Raw genomic sequence first — 23,820 nt, forward strand, 5'->3', positions numbered from 1 at the left:
CCGTGGTGATGTCGGCTTACGCGCAAGCGCCAATCCGACCTGCCCATCCATCAGCGCCCCCGTCCGCCCTGCGCGCACGGGGGCTTTTCCCATCTGCGGCCAGCACCACCCTTTATCTGAAAAATTCATTCGAAATTTATTGGTAACTCATTTTTCGCATATGGGTATGCGCATCGATTCGTTTGCAAACCGCCCGCCAGCCCGTACTCTGTCCCTGTCGCGCCACCCGGCGTACCCACCAGCAAAAGGACAGACCATGGCTATCTCGGAAATCAATGTACGTAACCAGTTTCGCGGCAAGATCAAGGAAATCATCCTCGGTTCCGTGGTCTCGGAAGTGGACGTGGAAACCCCGCACGGCATCGTCACCTCGGTGATCACCACGCGCTCGATCAAGGACCTGGACCTGAAGGTGGGCAGCGAAGTGATCGCGCTGGTCAAGTCGACCGAAGTGTCGATTGCCAAGATTCAGTAAGCGTCGCCGCCTCCACTGCAACGCCCCGTCAACTGCGGGGCGTTGGTGTTTTCAATCCCGGAACAGATAAGTAAACGTCCGGCTCACCGGCAGCTTTTCCGCACTGCCTTTCACCAGTACCTGCATGCGCTCGGCGTCGATGCGTTCGGCCGCCTCGATGGCTTTCACGTTGACCATGGTGCCGCGGTGGATCTGCCAGAACTGGTCCGGGTCCAGCCCCGCCAGCAAATCCTTCAGCGGCGTGCGCACCAGCGCTTCGGAGTCGGCCAGCACCACGCGCGTGTATTTGGTATCGGCCTGGAAGAACAGCACGTCGTCGATATCGATCAGGCGGATCTGCTTGCCCACGCTGGCGCGCAGCCATTTCATTTTTTCGCGCGGCGGGACCGGCAGCGCGGCGCGCAGCGACTGCAGCAGACGGGCCATGTCGGCCGGCTGGGCGACTGGCCGGGCATCGAGTTTTTCGCGCAGGCGCAGCAAGGCGCGCTCGAGCCGCTCGGCCTGCACCGGTTTGAGCAGGTAGTCGACGGCGCCCGCATCGAAGGCGTCGACCGCATACTGGTCATAGGCCGTGACGAACACGATATGGGCGCGCTTGCCGATGCGCTCGGCCACTTCCAGGCCCGACAGGCCCGGCATGCGGATGTCGAGAAACACCACCTCCGGCTCATGCTCGAGAAAACCGTCCCAGGCATCATTGCCATTTTCCGCCACCAGCACGATGCGCGCCTCGGGCCAGGCCTGCGCCAGCATCATCTGCAGGCGTTCGCGCATCAGCGGCTCGTCTTCGGCAATCAGGATACGCGGATTCATGCAGTGCTTTCTTTCGAGCCTGTTTCAGGTTGGTAGGGCAACACGATCTCGGCGACCACGCCGCCTTCTTCATCGTCGCGGATGGACAGGCTGGCCGACGGGTCGCTGGCGAGCCGCAAGCGGCTGCGCACATTGTCCAGGCCCAGCCCGCTTCCTTGCGCCGGCGCCCCGCCCGGCGGCAGGCCGACGCCCGTGTCCTGCACCCGCAGGCGCAGCCTGCCATTGTCCAACAGTGCGGCAGACAGCATCACCTGGCCGCCGCGCAAGGCTGGCTCGATGCCGTGCTTGATGGCGTTTTCCGCCAGGGTCAGCAGGATCATGCTGGGAATTTTCGCCTGCGCCAGCGCGGCCGGCAGGTCGAGGCTGAATGCCAGCCGCGTTCCCAGCCGCGCCTGCATCACGCGCAGGTAGGCTGCCACCATCTCGAATTCGCTGTGCAAGGTTACCTGTTCGCTGCGCATTTCGGCCAGGCTGGCGCGCAAAAAGGCGATCAGGTCGGCCGTCAGCGCGGCCGCCCTCGGCGCGCCCTGGGCGCCCTGCTCGGCCAGCTGCTGCACCGCGCCCAGGGTATTGAACAGGAAGTGCGGCTCGATCTGGGCGCGCAGCAGGCGCAGCTGCGATTCGCTGAGCGCGCGCGCCAGGCGGTCGCGCTCGGCCTCCTGCTGCAGCTGCAAGGCCAGCGCTTCGTACTGGCGGTTGCGCCACACGGCGACAATCGACATCGGCACCAGATAGATCAGCCCTGCGGTGGCGGTGGCATAGCCGCCGATGCGCGCGCCGCGCGCCATGCAGCCGCCCAGGGACATGCCCGGGTTCAGCATGAACGTCAGCAGGCCGATCAAAAGGCCCGCCAGGAACGGCAGCAGCAGCATCAGGGCCATCAGCAGCCGGATCTTCCTGCGCGCCAGCTTGCGATAATTGAACCACACGCCCAGCACCGCCCAGGACATGGCAAAACCGATGCCATTGCTGAGTCCCAGGGCCTGCCCCCAGCTCAGTTCGCCGGGCAGCATCAGGTGCAGCAGCACGCCGATCGCGCTGAACAGCAGCAGCATCCTGGCCGCCGCGATATAAAAGCCGGCGCCCCGGTATTTTTCCATGAAGTCATGGAACTGCTGGCGTTCGATTGGCGTCAGCGTTGCCAGCTTCCTGGCGATGCAGCCGCGCAGGCGGCCGCTGACCTGGCCCGCCATCTCGGGCTGCCTGAGCACCAGCAGGGTTTCATCGTCGATGGCGCGGTACCAGTCCGTATATTTTTTCCACATCTGCGTTCTCCTGTTGCGTTAGTCGGGCATGAACGCAGTCTAGGGCGGCGCCCTGGCGCTGCACAGCGGCAGGCGACGAACGACGACCTGGCGGGCATCAACGACGACGCACCGGTATCACAACAACTATCTTGCTGGAATAGTACGAAGTTTCCGAAGTGAAATCAATAAATCGCCAACAATTTTCACTCCGGCAATAGTAGGTGATTTATTTCGCCTGATTGGTCCAAAATGCCCTTGACGAGTCCGTGTGCCATAGACATTGCAAGGATTTTGATGGTATCGTCTATGCTTGGCAAATATTGCTCCAGAGACACATGTCACGTCTGCTGACATGGTTTCGGTATTGCGCGCAGCGCCCTCCCGTGGCGCCCCAAAACTGCTTTTCCAGACCCATTCCATGCTCAAAAAAATTATCGTCACGATGCTGATGACGCTGTCCACGGCGGCCATCGCCGTGCCCTTCGGTTCCCAGTCCATCCTGGTGGTCGAAGACGGCACGGGCAAAGTCTTGCTTGAAAAAAATGCCAATGTCGTGGTGCCGATCGCCTCGCTGACCAAGCTGATGACAGCCATGGTCGTGCTCGACTCCAAAGCCAATATGCAGGAAGAAATCCTGATCGACCGCGAGGACGTCGACACGCTGAAGCACAGCACCTCGCGCGTGCCGGTCGGCGCCACCTTGACGCGCCACGATGTGCTGCAGCTGGCGCTGATGTCGTCCGACAACCGCGCCGCCGCCTCGCTGGCCCGTACCTATCCGGGCGGTCCGACCGCGTTTGCGGTGGCCGTCAATGCCAAGATCAAGGCGCTGGGCATGCGCCAGACCGTGATCGAAGAGCCGACTGGCCTGTCGCCGAACAACCAGTCGACCGCGGCCGACCTGGTCAAGATGGCCGTGGCTGCTTCGCGCTATCCGGAAATCAGCCGCATCACCACCGATTCGAAGGACATCATCCAGATCAAGGGCCGCGATGTGGAATACCACAACACGAACCGCCTGGTGGGCGCCAAGGGCTGGGATATCGGCCTGTCGAAAACCGGCTTTACCAATGAGGCGGGCCGCTGCCTGATCATGCGCATCAAGTCGGCCGGCAAGTTCGCCACAATGATCCTGCTCAACGCGCGCGCCAATTCCGTGCGCGCCATGGACGCCGTCAATATCCGCCGCATGCTGGCGGCCGAAAACGGCATCGAAGAGCCGAAGGTGGTGCGCGCCTCGGCCAGCCCGGTGATACGTGCTTCGGCCGGCAAAGTGGTCCGTGCGTCGGCCAGCCGCCACAAGAAAGCACCGGCCAAGCCTTCCAAGCGCCGCCGCGCAAAATAATCATTTTGATTGCCGGTTGGTCATGACCACGCCGGCAATCGTCACTGCCCCGCCCACCAGCATCGAGGCCAGCACCGGCTCGCCCAGCAAGGCGGCCGCCAGCACAATGCCGAACACTGGCACCAGGTTGTTGAACACGGCCGTACGCGACGGGCCGATCGCTTTCACGCCCTCGTAATACCAGACAAAACCGATCACCGTGCCGAACACGCCCAGATAGCCGACGGCCGCCCATACCTGCCAGCCGAAGCTGCGCCACGGCACGGTGGGAAACTCGACCGCCGCCCCCATCAGCAGAAACGCCAGGCCCCACATGGCGGCATAGGTGGTGGCGGCCACCGGGCTCAGGCCTTTCAGGGCCACGCGCCCGATCAGGGTGTAGGCAGCCCAGCTGCAGATGCCGCAGAACATGAACACTTCGCCGGCGCCGATGCCGCCGCTCGTGCCGTGCAGCACACCCATCAGGTCGCCGCGCGTGATGACAATGGCGGTGCCGCAAAACGCCAGCATGATGCCGAGCCATTTGAAGGAACCCAGCTGCTCGCGGAACAGCAGGGCCGAGGCCAGTGCCGTAACGATGGGATTGAGCGCCACAAACAGCGCCGTGCGGCCGGCCGGCATGCGCGACAGGGCCGCCAGGAAACACAGGTTATAAAGAAATATACCGGTCAGGCCGAGCGCGGCCGTGGTGAAGATTTGCCTGCGGTCCAGGCGCGGCAATCCCCCTTCGAATTTCCAGGCCAGCAGCACCAGCAACAGCACGGCAACCGAAAAGCGTCCGCTGGCCGCCGTCATCGGCGGCATCTGCTGCGCCAGCACGCGCCCGGCGATAAAAGTGCCGCCCCAGAACAGGGCAACAAAGATCAGTTTGATATACACCAGCGGCGACTGGGCGGCAGGCAAGGGCAAGGCAAAAGTACGCATGGGGGTTCCTGTGATGCCGCTTGCGCGGCGGGATGTGTCCATATATATTAATACTAATACTGGCTCATGAAATAATGAGCAAACACTCATACCTTGACAGCGATCGACCATGACCTTCACGCAACTTGAAATCTTTACCCTGGTGGCCGAACTGCGCGGCTTTTCCGCCGCCGCCATGCAGCTGGGCATCAGCCAGTCGGCCGTCTCGCATGCATTGAAAGCGCTGGAAAAGGAAATGGGCGTGGACCTGATCGTGCGCCACCAGGCTTCGGCCGAGCTGACCGATGTGGGCCGCCAGCTGCTGCTGCGCGCGCGCGAAATCCTGGGCCTGTCCGAAGCGATGCGCCAGGAGGCGGCCGACGTGCTGGGCCAGCGCCAGGGTTCCTTGCGCATCGGCTCGTTCGGTGCGACGTCCTCGCTCAATCTGCTGCCGGCCATCACGGCACGCTTCAAGGAACGCTATCCGGGCATCGAACTGCGCATCGACGAAGGCGCCGACCACGAAGTGGTGCAATGGATACGCGAGCGCCGCGTCGACGTGGGTTTCCTGGTGCTGCCGGACGAACGCTTCGATACCGTGCCGCTGGTGCAGGACCAGATGATGGCGCTGCTGCCGCGCAGCCATGCGCTTGCCGGCGAAACCGCCGTCACGCTGGCGCAGCTGTGTGCCGATCCGTTCATCATGTCCGAAGCGGGCTGCGCGGCCCTGATCGAACCGCTGTTCGCCAACGCCCAGCTCAAACCCGACGTGCCCTACCGTATCAGCCAGATGATCACCATTTTCGACATGGTCAGCCGCGGCACGGGCGTGTCCATCGTGGCCGAAATGGCGCTGCCGCGGCACTTGGCCAGCCAGTTTCCGGAGCTGATCGCGCTGCCTTTGGATCCGCCCGTGATCCGCAAGGTGGGCCTGGCCGTGCGCGACCGGCGCCAGAATACGCCCGCCACCAATGCCTTCCTGGAACTGGCCAGGCAGATGGCGCCCGCCTTGGCGCCGGCGCGCCGCGACTAGGCGGACGCCGCCACGTCCGCCTGCCCCAGGAACTGCGTCGGCGTCATGCCGGTCACTTGCCGGAACGCGCAGGAAAACGAGGCGGTGCTGGAAAAGCCGCATTCCGCCACCACGCGCGCGATCGGCGTGCCCCTGCCCAGCCCGTCCATCGCCTGCACGATGCGGGCCCGCTGGCGCCAGGCCTTGAAGCTCAATCCCGTTTCCTCCGGAAACAGGCGGCTGGCGCTGCGCACCGAGGTGGCGGCGCGCGAGGCCAGTTCGGCCAGGCCCAGGCGCTGCCGGCAATCGCCGAGCGCGGCATCGGCCAGCCGCTGGCCGGCCGGGCTGGTGGGCATCGGCAAAAAAGTCGGCGCATGCGCCGTGCCGGTCAGTTCATGCAGCATCAGCCGCGCCAGCAGCTCGGCCTTTTCAGGCGCGCTGCCAGCCATGCTGTCAGACGCATCGGCGGCGGCAAAGGCCGAGCCGAGCAGCGCGCGCAGCAGCGGCGTGACGCGCAACACAAAGGCGCGGTCCAGCGCCACCGGCGCCCACGCGCGCGCCACCGACGGCTGCCATTGCACCATCCACAGCTCGGCGTCCGACAGCACTTCGAGCCGGTGCGGCGTGCCTTCCGGTATCCAGACGGCCAGTTGCGGCGGCACCAGCCAGCGGCCTTCGGCCGTGTGGATCTGCACCATGCCCGAGGCGGCAAAGGTCAGCTGGGTCTCGTCGTGCACATGCATGGGCAGGCCCATGCCGCGCTGCTTGGTGCCACGGTGTAGCGTGAAAGGCAAAAGTTCCATGACTGTCTGATTGGCGTTTAAGCGATGCACTTTGGCGCCACATCGCTGAATGCCCAGTCTACCATGGCAGCATCGCTTGACAACCATGGAAGGAAAAACATGAGCACGAACATGAAAGCCGTCATCATCAACGAATACGGCGACAACAGCGTGGTGCGCCTGGCCGAGATCGCGCTGCCCGAACCGCAAGCGGGCGAAGTGCGAATCAGAATCCACGCGGCAGGCGTCAATCCGGTGGACTGGAAAATCCGCGATGGCGCGGGACAGCGCATGGGCATGACGCTGCCGATACACCTGGGCAGCGAGATCAGCGGCACCATCGACCGGCTTGGCGACGGCGCCGGCCGCTTCCGGGTGGGCGACGCCGTCTATGGCATCGTTGCGGCGGGCGGCTTTGCCGGCTATGCCATCGCCCGGGCCGCCGATATCGCGCTCAAGCCCGCCAGCCTGGACTTCACCGAAGCGGCGGCGGTGCCGCTGGGCGCCCTCACCTCCTGGCAGGCACTGTTCGACGTGGCCAGGCTCGCCCGTGGCCAGCGCCTGTTCGTCACCAATGCGTCGGGCGGCGTCGGCTCGCTGGCGGTACAGCTTGCCAAGTCCATCGGCGCGCACGTCACGGCGATGGCCTCGGCAGGCAATGAAGCCTGGGTGCGCAGCCTGGGCGCGGATGCCTTTATCGCCCACGACCGGCAGGTGTTCGAGCAGGCGGCGCAGGACATGGACGTGGTGTTCGACACGGTCGGCGGCGAGATCTTCCGGCGAGCCTTCGCCACCCTGAGGAAAGGCGGCTGTCTGGTGACGGCGGTGGCGTTTCCGCAGGACGAGGCGCAGCAATACGGCGTGCATGCGGCGCGCGTCGCGTGCCAGCCCGACGCGGGGCAGCTGGCCGCCATCGGCGAACTGGCCGATGCGGGCAAGCTCAGGGCGAAGGTTGGCAGCGTGCTGCCGCTGGCCGACGTGCGGCAGGCGCTGGAGCTGGTCCAGCGCGGGCGCACAGGCGGCAAGGTGGTGCTGCAGCTGGCCCCATGAACTGACGCGGCGCTTGCATTTTGCTGGTCCGGCCCGATGTGTCATCATGAGTCCATCGTCCCTGGAGAGCTGGCATGACCGATATCCTGGCGCAAGTCCCTTACTGTCCGCACCGTCCGCACCATCGCCGCCGAGCCGCCGGGGTCTGCCGATGCTGACCACGCTGCATGAACTGATGCGCCCGCCGGCGGGCATGGCGTTCGACTTCAGCCAGCCGGCGGGCGAACCGGCGCTGGCGCCGCCCGACGGCGTGTCGTGGCGCGTGTTTGCCAATCCCGTTTCGCTGTTCGTCGGCGGCGTGGCGGCGGTGCTGCTGGAGCTGTCCGAGCCGTCGGTACGCTCCGGCGTCTGGGACCACAGCAACTTCCAGCGCGATCCCGGCCTGCGTCTGCGGCGCACCGGTTTCGCCGCCATGATGACCGTGTATGGCCCGCGTTCGGCCACCGAACAGCTGATCGCGCGCGTGGTGCGCATGCACGGCCATGTGGAAGGCACAACGCCGGACGGCACCGCCTATCGCGCCAACGACCCGCGCCTGCTGGACTGGGTGCAGGCGACGGCCACCTTCGGCTTCAGCGAGGCCTATCACCGCTATGTACGGCCGTTCTCTGCCGCTGAGAAGGACGCGGCGTTTGCCGAAGCCCAGCCCGCCGCGCGCCTGTATGGCGCGGCCGGCGCGCCGCGCTCGCGGGCCGAATGGGAGGCGCTGCTGGCCGCCACCGCGCCACGGCTGCAAGGCTCGCCGATACTGCTTGAATTCATCCGCATCATGTCGGAAGCGGCCATCCTGCCCGCGCCCATGCGCTGGCTGCAGCGGCTGCTGATGCGCGCCGCCGTGGAGATGACGCCGGAACCGGTGCGCTCGCTGCCGCAGCTGCGCGGACGCGGCCTGCGCCGGGGCGAAGCGACGCTGGTGCGCATGCTGGCGCGGGCGGCGGCGCTGCTGCCGCTGCAGGACAGTCCGCCGGCCCAGGCGGCGCGCCGGCTGGCGGCGCGCGGTACCGTCAAGTAGCTAGCTTGCCACCAGCGCACGCAGCCCGCTGGCACGCTGCGTGCGGCGCAAAATCGCGTCGAACAGCACCGCCTGCGTGGGCGACACCAGCGTAAAAAAGTCGCGCGCGCGCGTGATGCCGGTGTAGACCAGTTCGCGCGCCAGCATGGCGCCGCCCTCCTGCGGCAGCACCAGCACCGTGTGGCGAAATTCCGAGCCCTGCGACTTGTGCACCGTCATGGCAAATGCCGTTTCCACCTGGCGCAGGCGCGTGGCCAGCACGCTGCGCACGCTGTCGCCCTCGAGGAAGTACACGCGCAGCGAACCGGGACGGGCCGGGTCGCGCAGGGTCAAGCCGATATCGCCGTTGAACACCCCCGTGCCATAGTCGTTGCGCGTGACCATCACGGGCCGGCCCACATACCATTCGCTGCGGCGGATCAGGCCTTCCCTTTCGAGACGCAGTTCGATCGCCGTATTGAGTCCGGCCACGCCCCACTCGCCTTCGCGCACGGCGCATAAAATGCGAAATGACTCAAAGCTGTGCAGCACCTTGCGCACCCAGTCGTCATGCGCTTCGCCAGCGGCATTGCCTGCATTGACCAGCTCCAGGCAGGGCCGGTAGCCGCCCGGCGCGCCGTCGCGGCCATTTAATGCCAGGCGCAGCACTTCTTCCGGCTGGGCCGGCACGCGCCAGGCCACCTTGCCGTCGCGCTCATTGGCAAAGCAGGCCTTGGCCAGCGCCGTATTGCCGTCATTGACGGCCAGCGCCAGCGCGCCGATCGGCCCGCTGAAGCGATGGCTGTGGCGCAGCATCACCGTCTGCTGCGCCAGCGCGCCGGCGTTGCCGGCGAACTGTGGCGCGATGATCTCGCCGCTGGCCGCCTGCGCATAGGCGATGGTCTGCGCCGTATAGCCGCCCGCCTGCGCGTCGTGGCACAGGTCGCCCAGCACGGCGCCCGCCTCCACCGACGCCAGCTGGTCCTTGTCGCCCAGCAGGATCAGGATGGCGGACGGCGGCAGGGCGTCGAGCACCGAGGCCATCATCTCCAGGTGCACCATCGACGCTTCATCGACGATCAGCACGTCGACGTCGAGCTGGTTGCCCGCGTGGTGCGCAAACGCGCGCGTGCCGGGCCGCGCGCCGAGCAGGCTGTGCAGGGTGCGCGCGGCGCCCATGCGCTGGGCCAGCGTCAACAAGGGCAGCGCATCGCCGACTTTTTGCGCCAGTCCCGTCAGCGCCTGGTCGATCGACTGCTTCAGGCGCGCGGCCGCCTTGCCGGTCGGCGCGGCCAGCGCGATGCGCAGCTGCTCCGGCTGCGGCGAGACGGCAAACAGCAAGGTCAGCAAACTGGCTACCGTATACGTCTTGCCGGTGCCCGGCCCGCCCGTGATGATGGCCACCTTGCCGCGCAGGGCGATGGCGCAGGCGACCTTCTGCCAGTCGGTGCCGCCATTGGCCGGCGGTTTGTCAAACAGCACATCGAGCCAGCGCCGCACCTGGGGCAGCGGCGGCGCAAGCGTCATTTCCGCACGCGCGGCGATGGTGCCGCCAACGGCCGTTTCATCGCGCCAGTAGCGGCGCAGATACAGGCGCGCGCCATCGAGCACCAGCGGCTGCTGGCGGTCGGCCACGCCGGCGCTCCACACCTGCGGCGCGCGCGCCAGCAGCGCGCACCAGTCTTCCATCGCCCCGGGCAGCGGGCCGGAGACGGCCAGCAGCGCATGCCACTGCTCTTCCGTCCAGCCCATCATCTGCGACGGTTCCTGCGCCAGGTCGGCCAGCATCACGCAGCTGTGGCCGCGCCCTTCCAGTTCGGACAGCACCAGGCAGGCGACGGCCAGCGCCGCCGCATCGGCCGGTTCGGCAGCCGCCGACAGGGAGCCGATAAAGCGCGCAAACGCCGCGCCCAGGCGCCGCACCTGGCCCGCGTCGGCGATGGCGTCAAAATGGTTCAACAACGGATCAAGGGTTGCGCTATGCATGCAGTTCTGTCTCTTCCAGTATGTGATCGAGTCCGTCGAGCAGTTCGCGCTGCGGCTCGAGCAGATAGCAGCCATGCGTGTCCGGGTTGGCGATACCGCGCAGGAACAGGAAGATGGCGCCGCCCAGCTGCTGCGCCGGGTCATAGGCGTCGCCAAGGCGGCTTTTCAGCAGCCGGTGCAGCGCCAGCATATAGATGGCGCCCTGGATATCGTAGCGGTGCTGGGCCATGCCGGCCGCCAGCGCATCGGTGTGATAGCTCGCGTCGTTATTGCCCAGTGCATTCGACTTGTAGTCGAGCACCCAGTAGCGGCCCTCGCGTTCGATCACCAGGTCGGCAAAGCCTTTCAGCATGCCATGCAGCTGGCGGCGCGGCAGCACCGGGCGTGGCGCGCCATCCAGCAGCAGGCGCGTGCACAGTTCGTCGAGCGCCTGCGTTGCCAGATGCTCGCTGGGGAACCAGAACTCCATCTCGGACAAGGTGCTGTCCAGTTCCGCCAGCGGCGCGCCCAGCAGCGGCAGCGGCGTGACGGCCACTTCGCGCAGCCAGGCGATCGCCTCGTCCTGGCGGTTGCCCCAGCCGGCCCGTTCGCAGCGCGCGGCCAGGCGCGTGCCGAAATTGGCCTCGTACACGCAATCGAAGCCTTCGCCGCCCATCCATTCGAGCTGCTCGTGCAGGAAGTTACCGGCCAGCGAGCCGCGCGGGAAACGGTGCCATGGCGCGTCGCCCAGATGCTGCGCCGGCGCCACCAATGCCGCACCGGTACCGTCTTCCATCAGCGTTTCTTCCAGCGCCCGCTGCGGTACATGGCTGGCCACGGCGCCGATCTGGCGCGTCAGCGAGGTAAAGCTGCCGACCGACCAGTCGCGCTCGAAGCGCCCCGTGAACTGCGGTGCCTCGCGCAGTTCCGGGCGGTGCTCGATGCGTTTCAACAGCGTCGGCGCGCCCGGCTGCGCCAGGCTGGCAATGGCGATCGCGTCGCAGCCGCCGCACACCTCGTGCCAGCGCTGCTGCAGTTGCTCGCCGGGCAGCTTGTCGCCGCCGGTCAGCAGGTAGCCCAGCGCCGATTCATGCAGCGTGTTCTCGCCGGCCTTGCGCGCCGCCAGCGCCGCCACGCCCAGCCACAGGAAATGGCGCGCGCGCGTCAGCGCCACGTACAGCAGGCGCAGGTCCTCCTCGATGCGCGCCTCTTCCAGCGCCGCCATCGCCTCATCCGACAGCGACAGGTCCAGATGCCGCTCGCCATCCGCATCGGCATAGTCGGCAAAGCTGCGGTTGCGCTTGTCGACCTTGCGCGCCGTGACGGCAAACGGCAGGTAGACCAGCGGATATTCGAGGCCCTTGGACTTGTGCACGGTGATCACTTTTACCAGCTCGGCGTCGCTTTCCAGGCGCAGCACGCGCTCGTCGCTGTTCTCGCCGCCGCCTTCGATCTGCTCGGCCAGCCAGCGTATCAGCGCCTGCTCGCCATCGAGCTGGCGGCTGGCCGACTGCAGCAGCTCGGCCAGATGCAGCAGATTGGTCAGGCGCCGCTCGCCGCCCGTCTGCTGCAGCAGCATGGCCGGCAGCTGCAGCTCGTGGATAAAGCGGCGCAGCATGGCCAGCACGCCCTGGCGCTGCCATACCAGGTGCAGCGCTTTCAGCTGTTCGACGCGGCGCTCCCATTCCAGTTCGTCGCTCGACAGGCGCGCCAGTTCGCCCAGCGACAGGGCGATGGTGCGGGTGGCGAATGCGGCGCGCGCCAGGCCGCCATCGAGCGGATTGGCCAGCGCCGCCAGCCAGCGCAAGACGTCGGCGGCCTCCTCGCTGTCGACCACCGAATCCTTGTCGGACAAATACACGCTGGCCACGCGGCGGCGCGCCAGCGCGCGGCGGATCGCGCCCGCTTCCTTGCGGTCGCGCACCAGCACGGCGATATCGGCCGGCTGCAGCCGCACGAAACCGTCCGGGCCGTCAAAGCCCGCCTGCGCGTCGCCCAGCATGGCGACGATATGCTCGGCACAGTGGTCGGCAAAGTAGTCGCGGTAGCTTTCGCTGCGCAGCGATTCGTCGCTGGCGCACGCGGCCAGCAGCGCCGGCATGGCGCCGTCTTGCGTCACCAGCTGCTCGGCGCGGCCCTTGGCCTCGACCGCCTCGAACGGCAGCGGATTGGCCTGCGCGGTGCGGTAGCGGAAGGCGCCCAGCGGCACTTGCGGACGTTCGGCATGCAGGAACAGCTGGTTGACGGCCGCCACCAGCGGCGCCGTCGAGCGGTAGTTGGTGCCCAGCTGGTAGTGGCGTCCTTCGGTGGCGCGCCGCGCCGCCAGGTAGCTTTGGATGTCGGCACCGCGAAAGCCGTAGATCGACTGCTTCGGGTCGCCGATCAGGAACAGCCCCTGGGCCGGGTCGTTGTCGGCGATGCGGTACAGCAGGTTGAAAATCTGGTACTGCGCGGGCGCCGTATCCTGGAATTCGTCGACCATCGCCAGCGGATACTGCTCGACGATGCGCTGGCGCAGCGCGGAACCATTCTCGCCGGCCAGCGCGTCGTGCAGCCGCTGCAGCATGTCGGCAAAGCCGAACTGGCGCGACTGGCGCTTGAGCTGGTCCATGCGGCGCGCAATCGTTGCTGCCGCATGCAGGTGCAGGGTGTGCGCCAGCGGCGTGATGGCCGCCAGGTCACGCCCCAGCTGCTCGGTATGCCCGAAGCATTCGGGCACGCTGGCGGTAAAGCTCTTGGCAAACGCATCTTCGATGCCGGACGGCGTCAGGCGCTCCCAGGCCTTGGGCGTAATGGCCGGCAGCAGCAACAGCGGATCCTGCGCCCAGTGGCGCAGGCCGTCGAACCATTTCGCCAGGTTGTCGGGCTTCATCTTGACGCCGTTGAAGCATTTGGGATTGGCGGCGCGGTGGCCGTCGATCCACGTTTGCATGGCCGTGGCGCGCTCGGCCCAACCCTGCTTCAGGCGCACCAGCTGCGCGCCCAGCGCCTGCTGCTCGCGCGCGATCAAGCCGCCCAGCGCTTCGTCCTGCGCCATGGCGGCGATGCCGGGCCGGCGCGCCAGGTCGCGCACGCTTTTTTTCAGCGCATCGACGCCGCTCCAGCAAGCGAGCAGCACATCGAGCGACTGCGGCGCCAGCGGATACACCTGCTGGCGCCAGTAGTCGTGGGCGGCGTCCTCGAACAGCGCCTGTTCATCGCTGACCAGTTCCTCGTCGAACAGGCTGCCGCTGTCGAACGCGTGTTCGCGCAGCATGCGCTGGCACCAGGCGTCGATGGTGAAAATGGCCGCCTCGTCCATCGTCTCGGCAGCCAGCATCAGCCGGTGCGCGGCCTTTTGCCGTGCGCTGTCGTCGGGATACGATGCGAGCAGGGCATCGAGAAACGGATCGCTGCCCAGCGACTCATGCCGGAAATACTTGGCCGCCTCGATCAGCCGCTCGCGCACGCGGTTCGACAGTTCGCGCGTGGCGGCGCGCGTAAACGTCATCACCAGGATATCGGCCGGCAGCAGCGGCCGCGCGAAGCGCGTGTCGGCGTCGCCATGGCCCAGCACCAGGCGCACATACAGCGCGGCGATGGTCCAGGTCTTGCCGGTGCCGGCCGACGCTTCGATCAGGCGCGAGCCGTGCAGCGGAAACGCCAGCGGGTTGAGCAGATGGCTGGTCATGGTTCTTCTCCGGCGTCATTGGCGCCTGTAATCGGGTCCAGCGTCACATGCTCGCGCAGCCAGTCGGCCAGCGGGCCATACAGTTCGCGCGTACAGTCTTCCCACGCTTCCTCGGCGGCCAGGGCCGAAAATTCCGGCCACAGACGGGCCAGGCACAGTTCCTCGCGTTCGCCCGACAGCTCGAAGCCGCCGTCATACACGGCGCGCGGATCGCCCTCCTGCACCAGCGCCAGGCCCGTCTTGCAGGCGGTCGGCAGCGGATGGTGCATGCCTTCGCGCCACAGCGCCAGCACGGTGGCCAGCGCTTCGCGCGAGCTGGCCGGGTCGAGCGGCGCCATGCTGACGATGGCGTCGCGCGCCACCAGGTAGCCGGTGACGGGAAAACCGATGGCGGCGGCGGCCAGCTGGCGCAGCCACATCAGCATCAGCTTGTCGCCGCGCGCCAGGCCCGACTTGTCCATCACCTTCGATGAAATCTGCTCCAGCCAGGCTGTCTCGCCGCCATTGCTGCGCAATTTGTCGAGCCAGTCCTCGAGCAGCAGGTCGCCGAACGGCAGCGCGATGGCGCGCTTGTCGGCTGCCTGCGGGAACGACGCGCGCAGCGACAGCCAGGCGCTGCGCACCGGCACCAGCGCATCGACCAGCTGCTCCTGCACCTGGCGGCCGATCAGGCCGATCGGCAGCACGCCCTCGCGCGCCAGCCGTTGCGCGCGCAGCTGCAGGCCCGCGCGCACCTCGTCCATCGCCTCGACCACGCCGCCGTCGTCGAGCATGGTGTCTTCCAGCAGGTAGCGCTCCAGGGCATTCAAGCCGAACGGCTCCTCGTCGTCGCCCAGCATGGCCGCCTCGGCAAAGTGCACGCTGAGGCGGCGGCGGAAAAAGTATTTGACGGGCTGGCGCACGAAACTGGCCAGCTCGCCCAGTTTCAACCGCATGCCGGGATCGAATTCGTACGGTCCCAGCGCCAGTGTTTCCGCTGTCCGTCCCTCTTCCACATGCGCCACGCGCCATTCGCCCGCATAGGTCAGCAGACCGCCATCTTCAAAGTAGCGGCGGCTGAACGGCTGCAGCGCATGTTCGGTGGTCAATGAGGCCAGATGCCTGTCGAGCGACCAGCCGGCTGCCAGGTAGTCGCGCAGCTGCGACACCAGCACCGATGGCGGCTGCTCGGAGTTGTCGCGCACATTGCGCCCGACCCAGCTCACATACAGCTTGTCGCGCGCGGCCAGCAGCGCTTCGAGCATCAGGTAGCGGTCGTCGTCGCGGCGCGAGCGGTCGCCGGGACGCGCCATGCCGGGCAGCGCCAGCAGGTCGAAGTCGGCTTTCGGCGCGCGGCGCGGGAAATCGCCGTCGTTCATGCCCAACAGGCACACCACGCGAAACGGCACCGCGCGCATCGGCATCAGGGTGCAGAAGGTCACGCCGCCCGACACGAACTGGTGGTTCAGGGTCGGCTCGTCGAGCGCGCCCAGCCAGGCCACGCGCAGCACGTCGAGCGGCACGCGGTCGGCAAAGCCGGCATGCTCGCAGGTTTCCAGCCACGACTGCAGCGCGCCTTCGAGCTGCGCCAGGGTCAGGCGGTCGCCTTCGTCGTCGGCGTCAAAGAAGCCGGCCAGCAGCGCACGCGCCTGCACGCCCCATTCGGCCGGGGTGCGCGAGACGGCCAGCAGCGCGCGCCAGTGCAAGAGCGCCTCGACCAGCTGCGCCAGCGACCCAGCCAGCGCGGCATCAAGCCCGCCCACTTCCGCGTAGGGCTCGATGCCGCCAAAGCTGGCATCACCGGCACTGGCGCCGCCGCCGCTGGCGTAGCCGAGCAGCATGCGCCGCACGCCGAAGATCCAGGCATTCTGTTCGCCCGCCGCACCCAGGCCCAGCCCGGCGCGATGTTCGCGATCGAGACCCCAGCGCACGCCCGAGCCTTCGATCCAGGCGCCGAGGGTATCGAGATCGTCGCCGTGCAGGCCGAAACGGGCGGCCAGCGCCGGCACGTCGAGCAGGTCGCGCACCTCGCTCTGGCGGCAGCGCTGCAGCGGCAGCTGCAGCAGCCACTCCAGCGCGACGAGCAGCGGATTGACGCTGCGGTCCTTGACGTCGCCGATCTCGAACGGAATGAAGCGCGCGTCCGTGCGGCGGTGCTGGCCGAACACGGCGTGGATCGCGGCGGTAAACACATCGATATCGGGCACCATCACCACCACGTCGCGCGGACGCAGGCCTGTCTGGCTGCTGCCGGCAAACATGGCCAGCAGCTGGTCGTGCAGGATTTCCACTTCGCGCTGCACGCTGTGCGCCACATGGAATTCGATCGAGCGGTCGCCGGCCTCGGGCGGCAGCTGTTCATGCTCGGCCAGCGGGCGCAGTTCGCGGATCGCCACCTGCACTTGCTGCAGCAGCGTTTCGCCCGGCTCGTCGCCGAACAGGTCGATGCGCAGGCTGTCGTCGCGTCCTTCCGCATGCGCGTGTTCGTCGAATTCGTCGAGCATGCGGATAAAGTCGCGCCCCTGCCGGCCCCAGCTGGCCAGCAGCGGATGGCTGTGCGCATGCAGTTCTTCCAGCGGCAGCTGCGCCAGGTCCTGGCCGTTGCGCTGCTGCTGGCGCTTGTAGGCGGCGCGCAGCAGGTCGCGCCCTTCGATGATGTCGCCCCAGTAGTACTGGCAGGGATTGGGCACGGCCAGCACCACTTGCGTGTGGCGCGCCAATGCGGCCAGCGCCTGCAGCGTCTGGTACGGCAGGGCCGAGACGCCGAACAGCACCACGCGGCGCGGCAGCTTGCCGGCCGGCTCTGCGCCGGAGTCGATGGCGGCCAAAAAGGCGTCGTGGATATCGGCGCGGCCCGTGGCGCGTTCGAGCGCCTCGACGTCGGCCGCCACCGCGCGCCACAGCTGCGCCTGCCAGCGCTGCTCGTCCTTCAAGGCAATCGATTCGCCGCGCGCCGTGCGCAGCACATCGCGCCCCGCCGCCCAGTCGGCCAGCCAGTCAGCACGGTACACCTGGTACTGGTCGAACAGGTCGGCCAGCCGCTCGGCCAGCTGCAGCCGCCGTTCGCAATCGCCATCGGCCAGGAAGTAGCGCAGCGGCGCAAACACGGGGTCTTCCAGCAGCGACGGCAGCAGGCGCATCAAACGCCAGGTCAGCGGCGACTTGTCGAACGGCGACACGCGCGGCACGCGCTCGCGGCCCAGCATGCCCCGGTAGCTTTCCCACAGCAGGCGGGCCGGCAGGGCGATGCGGGTGGCGGCGCAGACGCCCATCTCTTCGGCCAGCGCGATTTTCAGCCATTCGGCCACGCCGTTCGACTGCACCAGGAAGATATCGGTCTCCAGCGGCGCCAGCGGATGGTTGCGCAGCCACTGGAACACGGCTGCGCGCAGGTGTTCCAGCTGGTTGCCGTGCAGAATGATAAGGCCGGGCGTGATGGTCGGTTGCATGCGGTTGAGTCGGGCTTGAGCGTTGTGCAAACCGCTATTATCGCCCTTGCCCGCGTCAGGTGGCGTCGCTGTTGGCAAAATCGAGCGAAATTTCTTCTGCCACCTGCGCCAGCGCAGGCTCCATCTGCGCCAGCAATGCGCGCGCCTGCGGCAGGTCGCCGCCGCGGCGCAGGCTTTCGAGCTGCAGGCACAGCGAGGCGAACGCCGTCGCCCCCACCGCCAGCGCGGACGACTTGGTGCGGTGGCCCAGGTCGGCCAGGCGCTTGAGGTCTTCCAGTGCCATCGCCTGCTCCATCTCCGCCAGGCCGTCGCGCGCCGTATCGAGGAACAGCTGCGCATACTTGCGCATCTTGACCGGGTCGTTGCTGAAGGTGCGCGCCAGCGCGTTCACGTCGAGCACCGCCTGGTTGCGCGTGCCGTGTGCCGCTGGCGCAGACGCGGAAGCTGGCGTGGCCGCTGCAAAACCGCCGCCGCGCCGGCGCAGCCATTTGGCCAGCAGGTGGAACAGCAGGTTCGGCGCGATCGGCTTGGTGACGAATTCATCCATGCCCGCCTCCAGGCAGCGGGCGCGGTCTTCGCTGCCGGCATTGGCCGTCATCGCGATCACCAGCAACCCGGCCAGCTGCGGATCGGCGCGGATGCGGCGCGTGGCTTCGAAGCCGTCCATTTCGGGCATCTGCACGTCCATCAGCACGCAGTCATAGCTTTGCCGGGCCAGCAGGTCGAGTGCCTCGCGGCCATTGTTGGCCACGCGCACGATGGCGCCCGCGTCTTCCAGCAATTCGCTGCCCACCTGCTGGCTGAACAGATTGTCTTCGACCAGCAGGATGGAGGCGCCACGGATCACATCGAGGAGCGGCGGTTCGCCCTCGCCGGCGCTGTCTTCCGCCACGCCCGCGTATTTGTCGAGGCGGGCCGTAAACCAGAAGGTGCTGCCCAGTCCTGGCTGGCTGTAGACGCCTACCTTGCCGCCCATCAGCTCGGCCAGCTGCTTGCTGATCACCAGGCCCAGGCCGCTGCCGCCGTATTTGCGCGTGGTCGACGGATCGGCCTGGTGGAACGAGCGGAACAGCTGGCTGACTTCCTGGTGGTTCATGCCGATGCCGCTGTCCTGCACATCGAAGCGCAGCATGGCGTGCCCGGCCGCCTCCTCTGTCTGGCGCACGCGCACGAACACGCTGCCGTTATGGCTGAACTTGATGGCGTTGCTGGTCAGGTTCAGCAAGACCTGCTCCAGGCGCAGCGCATCGCCGCACCAGCGCTGCGGCAGGTCGCGCGCAATATCGAAATGCAGTTGCAGGCCCTTGGCGGCAGCCGCTTCGCCCAGCTGGCCCGAAATATTCGCCAGCAGCGTATCGAGCCGGAACTGCCGCACTTCCAGTTCCAGCTTGCCCGCCTCGATCTTGGAAAAATCGAGGATATCGTTAATCAGCCCCAGCAGGTGCTGGCCGGAATGGTAGATTTTTTGCAGATAGTCGCGCTGGCGCGCATCGGCCACCGACTTGAGCGCCAGGTGGGCCATGCCGATAATACTGTTCATCGGCGTGCGGATTTCATGGCTCATGTTCGACAGGAAATCGCTTTTCGCCTGGCTTGCCGCATCGGCCTGCTCTTTCAGGCGATGCAGTTCGGTGATATCGGTGGACAGGCCGATCAGTCCCGTGACCGGACCAGGCAGGCCCAGCGGCACCTTCACGCTCCACAAATGATGCACCTTGCCGTGCCTGTCGACAAAGCGTTCCTCGCCGATGAACTTGACGCCGGTGGCGCAGATCAGCTGTTCGCGGCCATGGAACGTGGCCGCCAGGTCATCGCCGATCAGCTCGCCGGCCTGGCGGCCCAGTATCTGCTCGATGGGCCGCTCCAGTATTTCCAGCATCCTCGCGTTCACATAGCGAAAACGCAGGTTCTCGTCCTTCATGAAGACATAGGCGTCAACGCTGTCGAGCACGGTATCGAGCATGGCACGCTGGCCGATGGCATTACGCCGCGACAGGTACAAGGTCAGCATGTAGCCATAGGCCAGCAGCGTGCCGGCAAAACCGACGGCCAGCGCCAGCGCTGGCAGGTAGCGGTCGAAGTCACTGTAGAGTGCGCTTTTGCGCACCCGGAAATGGGCTTTCCACAGTCCGCCGTGGTATTCGATCGGCAGTATCTGATCGAAGTAGCCGCTGTCGCGGCCCGGCGCCGGCACGCCGCCCAAGTCGCCGTCATCGTTGAACAGTACGCGGTCCTGCCGCGTCAGGCGCAGGTCGCCACCGGCGGCAAACGGTCCCGGCGCGCTGTACAGCGTCAGGTGCAGCGGCTGCAGGGTACTGCCTTCGAGCGCGCTGTGCACCAGCTGCGCCACGCCGAAGCCGATGCCGACCGAGCCCTTGTAGGCGGCGCGCCGCTCGGCCACGGTGCCGCGCGCCATGCCGTTGCGGTAGACGGGCATGCGCATGCCCAGGCCGACGCGCGCAGGCGGCCCCTTGATCATGATCACCTGGCCCGACGCGCTGATTTCGCCGCTGTCGCGCGCCTGCGCCAGCGCCTGGGCGATGGCAGGATTGGCGCCGATATCGACGCCCTGGCGCTCGGCCACCAGCGCATCGGGTTCCATGAAGGTCAGCACGGTATATTCCGGCCGCTCGCCGGCCGGGCGGATGGCAAAGGCCGGATAGCCTTTGGCCACCAGGCTGTCGTCGGCGCGCACGGCGGCGATAAAGGCGTCGCGCTCGGCAGCCTTGACGGCCGCCGCAAAATTGAGCGATTCCACAGCGGGAAACTGGCGCTTGATATCGAGGCCGGCCACATAATCGTGGAACTGCCGGCGTGTCAGGTTCTCGTTGGTGCGAAACAGCGACTCCAGCCCGCGCAGCAGGTCGGAATAGCTTTTCACGCGCGACTTGAGGCTCTGCTGGGCGCTGTAGGTGAGGTTGTCGAAGCGCTCGCGGGCATCGTCATTGATGGTACGCTGAGCGCCCGCATACAGCGCGCCGCCGATCAGCAGGGCCAGCAGCACCCCGCCGGCCCAGATCCTGACATATGACGCGGTCCAGCTCGTGTTCAGAATATGCATGGTCGATCGCTTGTTCCGGTTCCTCGGCCTGCGGGAGCATGCTCCTGCTGAATTATCATGAGGATACTATCAAAGCGCTTGCACCATGCACACGCCGTTCAAAAAAAGCTGGCGCCCACGCCAATCCGGCTAGCGGCTGGCGGCCTCTGCCTCGAACGGCACCACGCCGGGCGCATCCCACTCATTCCACGCGTCGGCGCAGCGCACCACTTCGCCCACCACAATAATGGCCGGGCTGGCCAGGCCGCTGGCCTGCAGGTCGCCGGGCAAATTTTGCAAGGTGCTCAGCAGCTGGCGCTGGCTGTCGCGGCTGGCCGACTGCACCACGGCCACCGGCATGCCGGGCGCCATGCCGCCGGCCAGCAGGCCGGCCTGGATCGCGGCCACGCGCGCCACGCCCATGTAGATGACGAGGGTCAGCCCGCTCTGCGCCAGCGCGGCCCAGTTCGGTTCGGAGGCCGCATCCTTGCCATGGCCGGTGACGAAAATCGCCCCCTGGCTCCAGCTGCGGTGGGTCAGCGGCACGCCGATCGCCGATGGCGCGGCCAGGCCGCTGCTGATGCCGGGCACTACCTCGACCCGCACGCCATGGCTGCGCAAATACGCGCGCTCTTCGCCGCCGCGGCCGAACAGGTACGGGTCGCCGCCTTTCAGGCGCACCACATGCAGGCCGGATTTTGCTTCGGCCAGCATCAGGCGCTCGATAAAGGCCTGCGGCGTCGAGGCGCAGCCGCCGCGCTTGCCCACTTCCACCACGCGCACGCCGGGGCGGGCATGGGCCAGGATTTCCGGATTGACCAGGTCGTCGATCAGCACCACATCGGCCGCGGCGATGGCCTTGACGGCCTTGATGGTCAGCAGGTCCGGGTCGCCGGGACCGGCGCCCACCAGGGTAACGTAGCCTTGTGCCATGATAGAAATCTCCTGCTGTCAGGGTTAAAAAAAGTGGCGGATCGCGAACGACGCCGCGTACTGCTCGGGATTGCTGCCGTCCCAGACCACGCCATCGCACAGGGTCGATGAACGCATCAGGCTGATTGGTACCGTCGTGCCCGTCATGTCCGCCGCCTGGCGATACAGGTCCAGGCGCGTGACCTGGCCGGCTACCGCCAGGTAATCGGGTTCGCTGCGCAGCAGGCCCCAGCGCCGGTGCTGGGTCATGAACCACATGCCGTCGGACAGATACGGAAAATTGACGGCGCCATCGCCATGAAACCGCAAGCCGTGTTGCTCGTGCCAGCACTTGCCCAGGCCGTCGCAGTAGTGGCCGAGGATGCGCGGCGCCAGCAATTCCTGCGGCGCATTCAGGTAGGCGGGACCGGCCAGGACGGCCGCCATCTGCAGGCGGTTGGCGTCGCTCGCATCGATCCAGCGCCCCGCTTCGAGCACGGCGGCGATCAGCGCGCGGCAGGTATTCGGATGCTGGCGTGCAAACGCGGCGCTGGTGCCGAGCACCTTGCCCGGATGGTCAGGCCAGATCGCGCCGCTGGTGCTGGCGGTGACGCCCACGCCTTCGGCGATCGCCTTGCCGCCCCACGGCTCGCCCGCGCAAAAGCCGTCCATCTGGCCGGCGCGCAGGGCCGCCACCATCTGCGACGGCGGCACCGTCATCACGCGCGCATCGCGCACCGGATCGATGCCGTGCGCGGCCAGCCAGTATTGCAGCAGCATCGCATGGTTGCCGGTCGGGAAAGTATGCGCAAACACATAGGGCCGCACGGCGGTGCGCATCTGGCGCGCCAGCGACGCGCCGTCGACGGCACCCGCACGCGCCATGTCGGCCGACAGCGCGATGGACTGCCCGTTGTGATTGAGGTTCATCAGCACGGCCATGTCATGCTGCTGGCCGCCGATGCCCATCTGCACGCCGAACACCAGGCCGTACAGCACGTGCGCGGCGTCGAGTTCGCCATTGCCCAGCTTGTCGCGCACGCCGGCCCACGACATTTCGCGGCTCAGCTCGATCTTGATGCCGTATCGTTCGTCAAAACCCAGTTCCGCCGCCATGACGAGGGAGGCGCAGTCGGTCAGCGGCAGATAGCCGATCCGTACTACCTGCTTTTCAGGCTGCGCCGCCCGCATGTGACCACCCGCTTGCTCCGTCATACCATTCCTTGCTGAAAAATTCTGCCGTCTATCAATCTGCCGTCTATCAATCTGCCGTGTATCACGGCATTCAAAATAATGCACTGTATTGGTGCGCCGCACCACAACGAGCCGCGTGCGCGGGTTTGAGAGCTCATCCCAGCAGGTCCTCCACATCGATAATGCGCTGGGCAATCTCGGCCAGTTTCAGCTTCTTGTTCATGGCCATGCTGCGCAAGCGCTGATAGGCCTGCTCTTCCGTCAATCCATGATGCGTCATCAGCAGGCCCTTGGCCCGCTCGATCACCTTGCGCTCAAGCAACTTATGGCGTGTGTCGTCGAGTTCGGCGCGCAGCTTTTCCTCCCGGCGAAAGCGCGACAGCGCCACGTTCAACACGGGTGCGATGCGCTCGGCCTGCAGGCCGGCCACGATATAGGCCGACACGCCGGCCGCCATGGCGGCGTCGATGCTGGCGGTGGCGCCGTCTTCCGTAAACAGCACGATGGGGCGGCGCTCGTCGCGCGTGGCAATCACGATATGTTCGAGCACGTCGCGCGCGTCCGATTCGGCGTCGATGATGATCAGGTCGGGTTGCAGCTGCGCGATGCGTTCGGGAAGGTAAAGGTCGGCAGGCAGCGAGGCGATAATGTCGTAGCCCGCTTCGAGCAGGCCGATGCGCAGGGCATTGCCGCGCTGCGCTTGGGCAGCCAGCGCGCTGTCCGACTGCACGGCGTGGTCGACAATGGTATTGACGACCACGATGCGCAGGGGGCGCTCGGAATGAGGTGGGGTACGGCTGGACGTCATGGGCTTCTGCAATGGCTGGCAAGTAGCCAAAGCAGTAAGCAAGAATCAAACCAGCGTTTTATTTGAGGGTCGGCATGGCAAATTCGGCGCCGGCGGCCGTCGAGGCCGGCCAGCGCTGGGTCACGGCCTTCTGTTTCGTATAGAAGCGCACCGATTCCGGGCCATGCGCATGATGATCGCCGAAC

General features: G+C 66.8%; 16 protein-coding genes. 5 read left to right on the top strand and 11 right to left on the bottom strand.

Annotated elements, in window-relative coordinates; all coding sequences use genetic code 11:
• The first annotated feature begins 256 nt into the window (after positions 1 to 256).
• Positions 257 to 475 (top strand): TOBE domain-containing protein, encoded by a 219-nt coding sequence (locus RTQ46_RS21430; protein ID WP_308920344.1) that lies wholly within the window; start codon positions 257 to 259, stop codon positions 473 to 475.
• A 51-nt stretch (positions 476 to 526) separates the two neighbouring features.
• Here the strand turns inward: RTQ46_RS21430 and RTQ46_RS21435 are convergent, their stop codons facing one another.
• Together RTQ46_RS21435 and RTQ46_RS21440 are read right to left on the bottom strand one after the other, a co-directional pair.
• The gene (locus RTQ46_RS21435; protein WP_312439615.1) at positions 527 to 1,288 is read right to left on the bottom strand and encodes a LytTR family DNA-binding domain-containing protein; all 762 of its coding nucleotides are present in this window, start codon (positions 1,286 to 1,288) and stop codon (positions 527 to 529) included.
• Positions 1,285 to 2,553: a histidine kinase gene (locus RTQ46_RS21440; protein WP_312439616.1), complete on the bottom strand. Its 1,269-nt coding sequence runs from the start codon at positions 2,551 to 2,553 to the stop codon at positions 1,285 to 1,287. The genes RTQ46_RS21435 and RTQ46_RS21440 overlap by 4 nt, the downstream gene beginning before the upstream one ends.
• A gap of 400 nt (positions 2,554 to 2,953) precedes the next feature.
• Here RTQ46_RS21440 and RTQ46_RS21445 point away from each other — a divergent pair, with 400 nt between their 5' ends.
• Entirely contained in the window at positions 2,954 to 3,880 is a 927-nt protein-coding gene (locus RTQ46_RS21445; RefSeq protein WP_312439617.1) for a serine hydrolase, read from the top strand.
• On the opposite strand, the gene RTQ46_RS21450 is transcribed toward RTQ46_RS21445, so the two are convergent.
• On the bottom strand, positions 3,881 to 4,804 hold the full coding sequence (locus RTQ46_RS21450; RefSeq protein ID WP_312439618.1) for a DMT family transporter: 924 nt from the start codon (positions 4,802 to 4,804) through the stop codon (positions 3,881 to 3,883).
• Positions 4,805 to 4,913: 109 nt separating this feature from the next.
• Here RTQ46_RS21450 and RTQ46_RS21455 point away from each other — a divergent pair, with 109 nt between their 5' ends.
• Entirely contained in the window at positions 4,914 to 5,816 is a 903-nt protein-coding gene (locus RTQ46_RS21455; RefSeq protein ID WP_312439619.1) for a LysR substrate-binding domain-containing protein, read from the top strand.
• Here RTQ46_RS21455 and RTQ46_RS21460 read toward each other — a convergent pair.
• Complete coding sequence (locus RTQ46_RS21460; protein ID WP_312439620.1) at positions 5,813 to 6,598, bottom strand: helix-turn-helix transcriptional regulator; 786 nt, start codon at positions 6,596 to 6,598, stop codon at positions 5,813 to 5,815. The genes RTQ46_RS21455 and RTQ46_RS21460 overlap by 4 nt on opposite strands.
• A 99-nt stretch (positions 6,599 to 6,697) precedes the next feature.
• On the opposite strand from RTQ46_RS21460, the gene RTQ46_RS21465 reads away from it, so the two are divergent.
• Both RTQ46_RS21465 and RTQ46_RS21470 read left to right on the top strand, forming a co-directional pair.
• Positions 6,698 to 7,627 (top strand): NADP-dependent oxidoreductase, encoded by a 930-nt coding sequence (locus RTQ46_RS21465; protein ID WP_312439621.1) that lies wholly within the window; start codon positions 6,698 to 6,700, stop codon positions 7,625 to 7,627.
• A gap of 151 nt (positions 7,628 to 7,778) precedes the next feature.
• Positions 7,779 to 8,639 (top strand): oxygenase MpaB family protein, encoded by an 861-nt coding sequence (locus tag RTQ46_RS21470; protein WP_312439622.1) that lies wholly within the window; start codon positions 7,779 to 7,781, stop codon positions 8,637 to 8,639.
• Here the strand turns inward: RTQ46_RS21470 and recD are convergent, their stop codons facing one another.
• The 7 genes from recD to RTQ46_RS21505 all read right to left on the bottom strand — a co-directional run bounded on the left by recD (position 8,640) and on the right by RTQ46_RS21505 (position 23,635).
• Positions 8,640 to 10,604, bottom strand: a complete 1,965-nt coding sequence (gene recD / locus RTQ46_RS21475; protein WP_312439623.1) for an exodeoxyribonuclease V subunit alpha — start codon at positions 10,602 to 10,604, stop codon at positions 8,640 to 8,642. It lies immediately after the preceding gene.
• Positions 10,597 to 14,253 carry an exodeoxyribonuclease V subunit beta gene (gene recB / locus RTQ46_RS21480; RefSeq protein ID WP_312439624.1) on the bottom strand — a complete coding sequence of 1,219 codons (3,657 nt, stop codon included), beginning with the start codon at positions 14,251 to 14,253 and terminating at the stop codon, positions 10,597 to 10,599. The genes recD and recB overlap by 8 nt, the downstream gene beginning before the upstream one ends.
• Entirely contained in the window at positions 14,250 to 17,681 is a 3,432-nt protein-coding gene (recC, locus tag RTQ46_RS21485) for an exodeoxyribonuclease V subunit gamma (RefSeq protein ID WP_312439625.1), read from the bottom strand. The genes recB and recC overlap by 4 nt, the downstream gene beginning before the upstream one ends.
• Positions 17,682 to 17,736: 55 nt before the next feature.
• The gene (locus RTQ46_RS21490) at positions 17,737 to 20,742 is read right to left on the bottom strand and encodes a CHASE domain-containing protein (RefSeq protein WP_312439626.1); all 3,006 of its coding nucleotides are present in this window, start codon (positions 20,740 to 20,742) and stop codon (positions 17,737 to 17,739) included.
• A 129-nt stretch (positions 20,743 to 20,871) separates the two neighbouring features.
• Positions 20,872 to 21,654: a uroporphyrinogen-III C-methyltransferase gene (gene cobA, locus RTQ46_RS21495; protein WP_312439627.1), complete on the bottom strand. Its 783-nt coding sequence runs from the start codon at positions 21,652 to 21,654 to the stop codon at positions 20,872 to 20,874.
• Between the two features lie 24 nt (positions 21,655 to 21,678).
• The gene (locus RTQ46_RS21500; protein WP_312439628.1) at positions 21,679 to 22,848 is read right to left on the bottom strand and encodes a CmpA/NrtA family ABC transporter substrate-binding protein; all 1,170 of its coding nucleotides are present in this window, start codon (positions 22,846 to 22,848) and stop codon (positions 21,679 to 21,681) included.
• A 133-nt stretch (positions 22,849 to 22,981) separates the two neighbouring features.
• Entirely contained in the window at positions 22,982 to 23,635 is a 654-nt protein-coding gene (locus tag RTQ46_RS21505; protein ID WP_312439629.1) for an ANTAR domain-containing protein, read from the bottom strand.
• Positions 23,636 to 23,820: the final 185 nt, after the last annotated feature.

The organism is Janthinobacterium sp., from assembly GCF_031995485.1.
Classification (GTDB): domain Bacteria; phylum Pseudomonadota; class Gammaproteobacteria; order Burkholderiales; family Burkholderiaceae_D; genus Janthinobacterium.

Coding starts and splice junctions, on each gene's coding strand:
- RTQ46_RS21430 (WP_308920344.1), top strand. CDS start 257: ATGGCTATCTCGGAAATCAATGTACGTAACCAGTTTCGCGGCAAGATC.
- RTQ46_RS21435 (WP_312439615.1), bottom strand. CDS start 1,288: ATGAATCCGCGTATCCTGATTGCCGAAGACGAGCCGCTGATGCGCGAA.
- RTQ46_RS21440 (WP_312439616.1), bottom strand. CDS start 2,553: ATGTGGAAAAAATATACGGACTGGTACCGCGCCATCGACGATGAAACC.
- RTQ46_RS21445 (WP_312439617.1), top strand. CDS start 2,954: ATGCTCAAAAAAATTATCGTCACGATGCTGATGACGCTGTCCACGGCG.
- RTQ46_RS21450 (WP_312439618.1), bottom strand. CDS start 4,804: ATGCGTACTTTTGCCTTGCCCTTGCCTGCCGCCCAGTCGCCGCTGGTG.
- RTQ46_RS21455 (WP_312439619.1), top strand. CDS start 4,914: ATGACCTTCACGCAACTTGAAATCTTTACCCTGGTGGCCGAACTGCGC.
- RTQ46_RS21460 (WP_312439620.1), bottom strand. CDS start 6,598: ATGGAACTTTTGCCTTTCACGCTACACCGTGGCACCAAGCAGCGCGGC.
- RTQ46_RS21465 (WP_312439621.1), top strand. CDS start 6,698: ATGAGCACGAACATGAAAGCCGTCATCATCAACGAATACGGCGACAAC.
- RTQ46_RS21470 (WP_312439622.1), top strand. CDS start 7,779: ATGCTGACCACGCTGCATGAACTGATGCGCCCGCCGGCGGGCATGGCG.
- recD (WP_312439623.1), bottom strand. CDS start 10,604: ATGCATAGCGCAACCCTTGATCCGTTGTTGAACCATTTTGACGCCATC.
- recB (WP_312439624.1), bottom strand. CDS start 14,253: ATGACCAGCCATCTGCTCAACCCGCTGGCGTTTCCGCTGCACGGCTCG.
- recC (WP_312439625.1), bottom strand. CDS start 17,681: ATGCAACCGACCATCACGCCCGGCCTTATCATTCTGCACGGCAACCAG.
- RTQ46_RS21490 (WP_312439626.1), bottom strand. CDS start 20,742: ATGCATATTCTGAACACGAGCTGGACCGCGTCATATGTCAGGATCTGG.
- cobA (WP_312439627.1), bottom strand. CDS start 21,654: ATGGCACAAGGCTACGTTACCCTGGTGGGCGCCGGTCCCGGCGACCCG.
- RTQ46_RS21500 (WP_312439628.1), bottom strand. CDS start 22,848: ATGACGGAGCAAGCGGGTGGTCACATGCGGGCGGCGCAGCCTGAAAAG.
- RTQ46_RS21505 (WP_312439629.1), bottom strand. CDS start 23,635: ATGACGTCCAGCCGTACCCCACCTCATTCCGAGCGCCCCCTGCGCATC.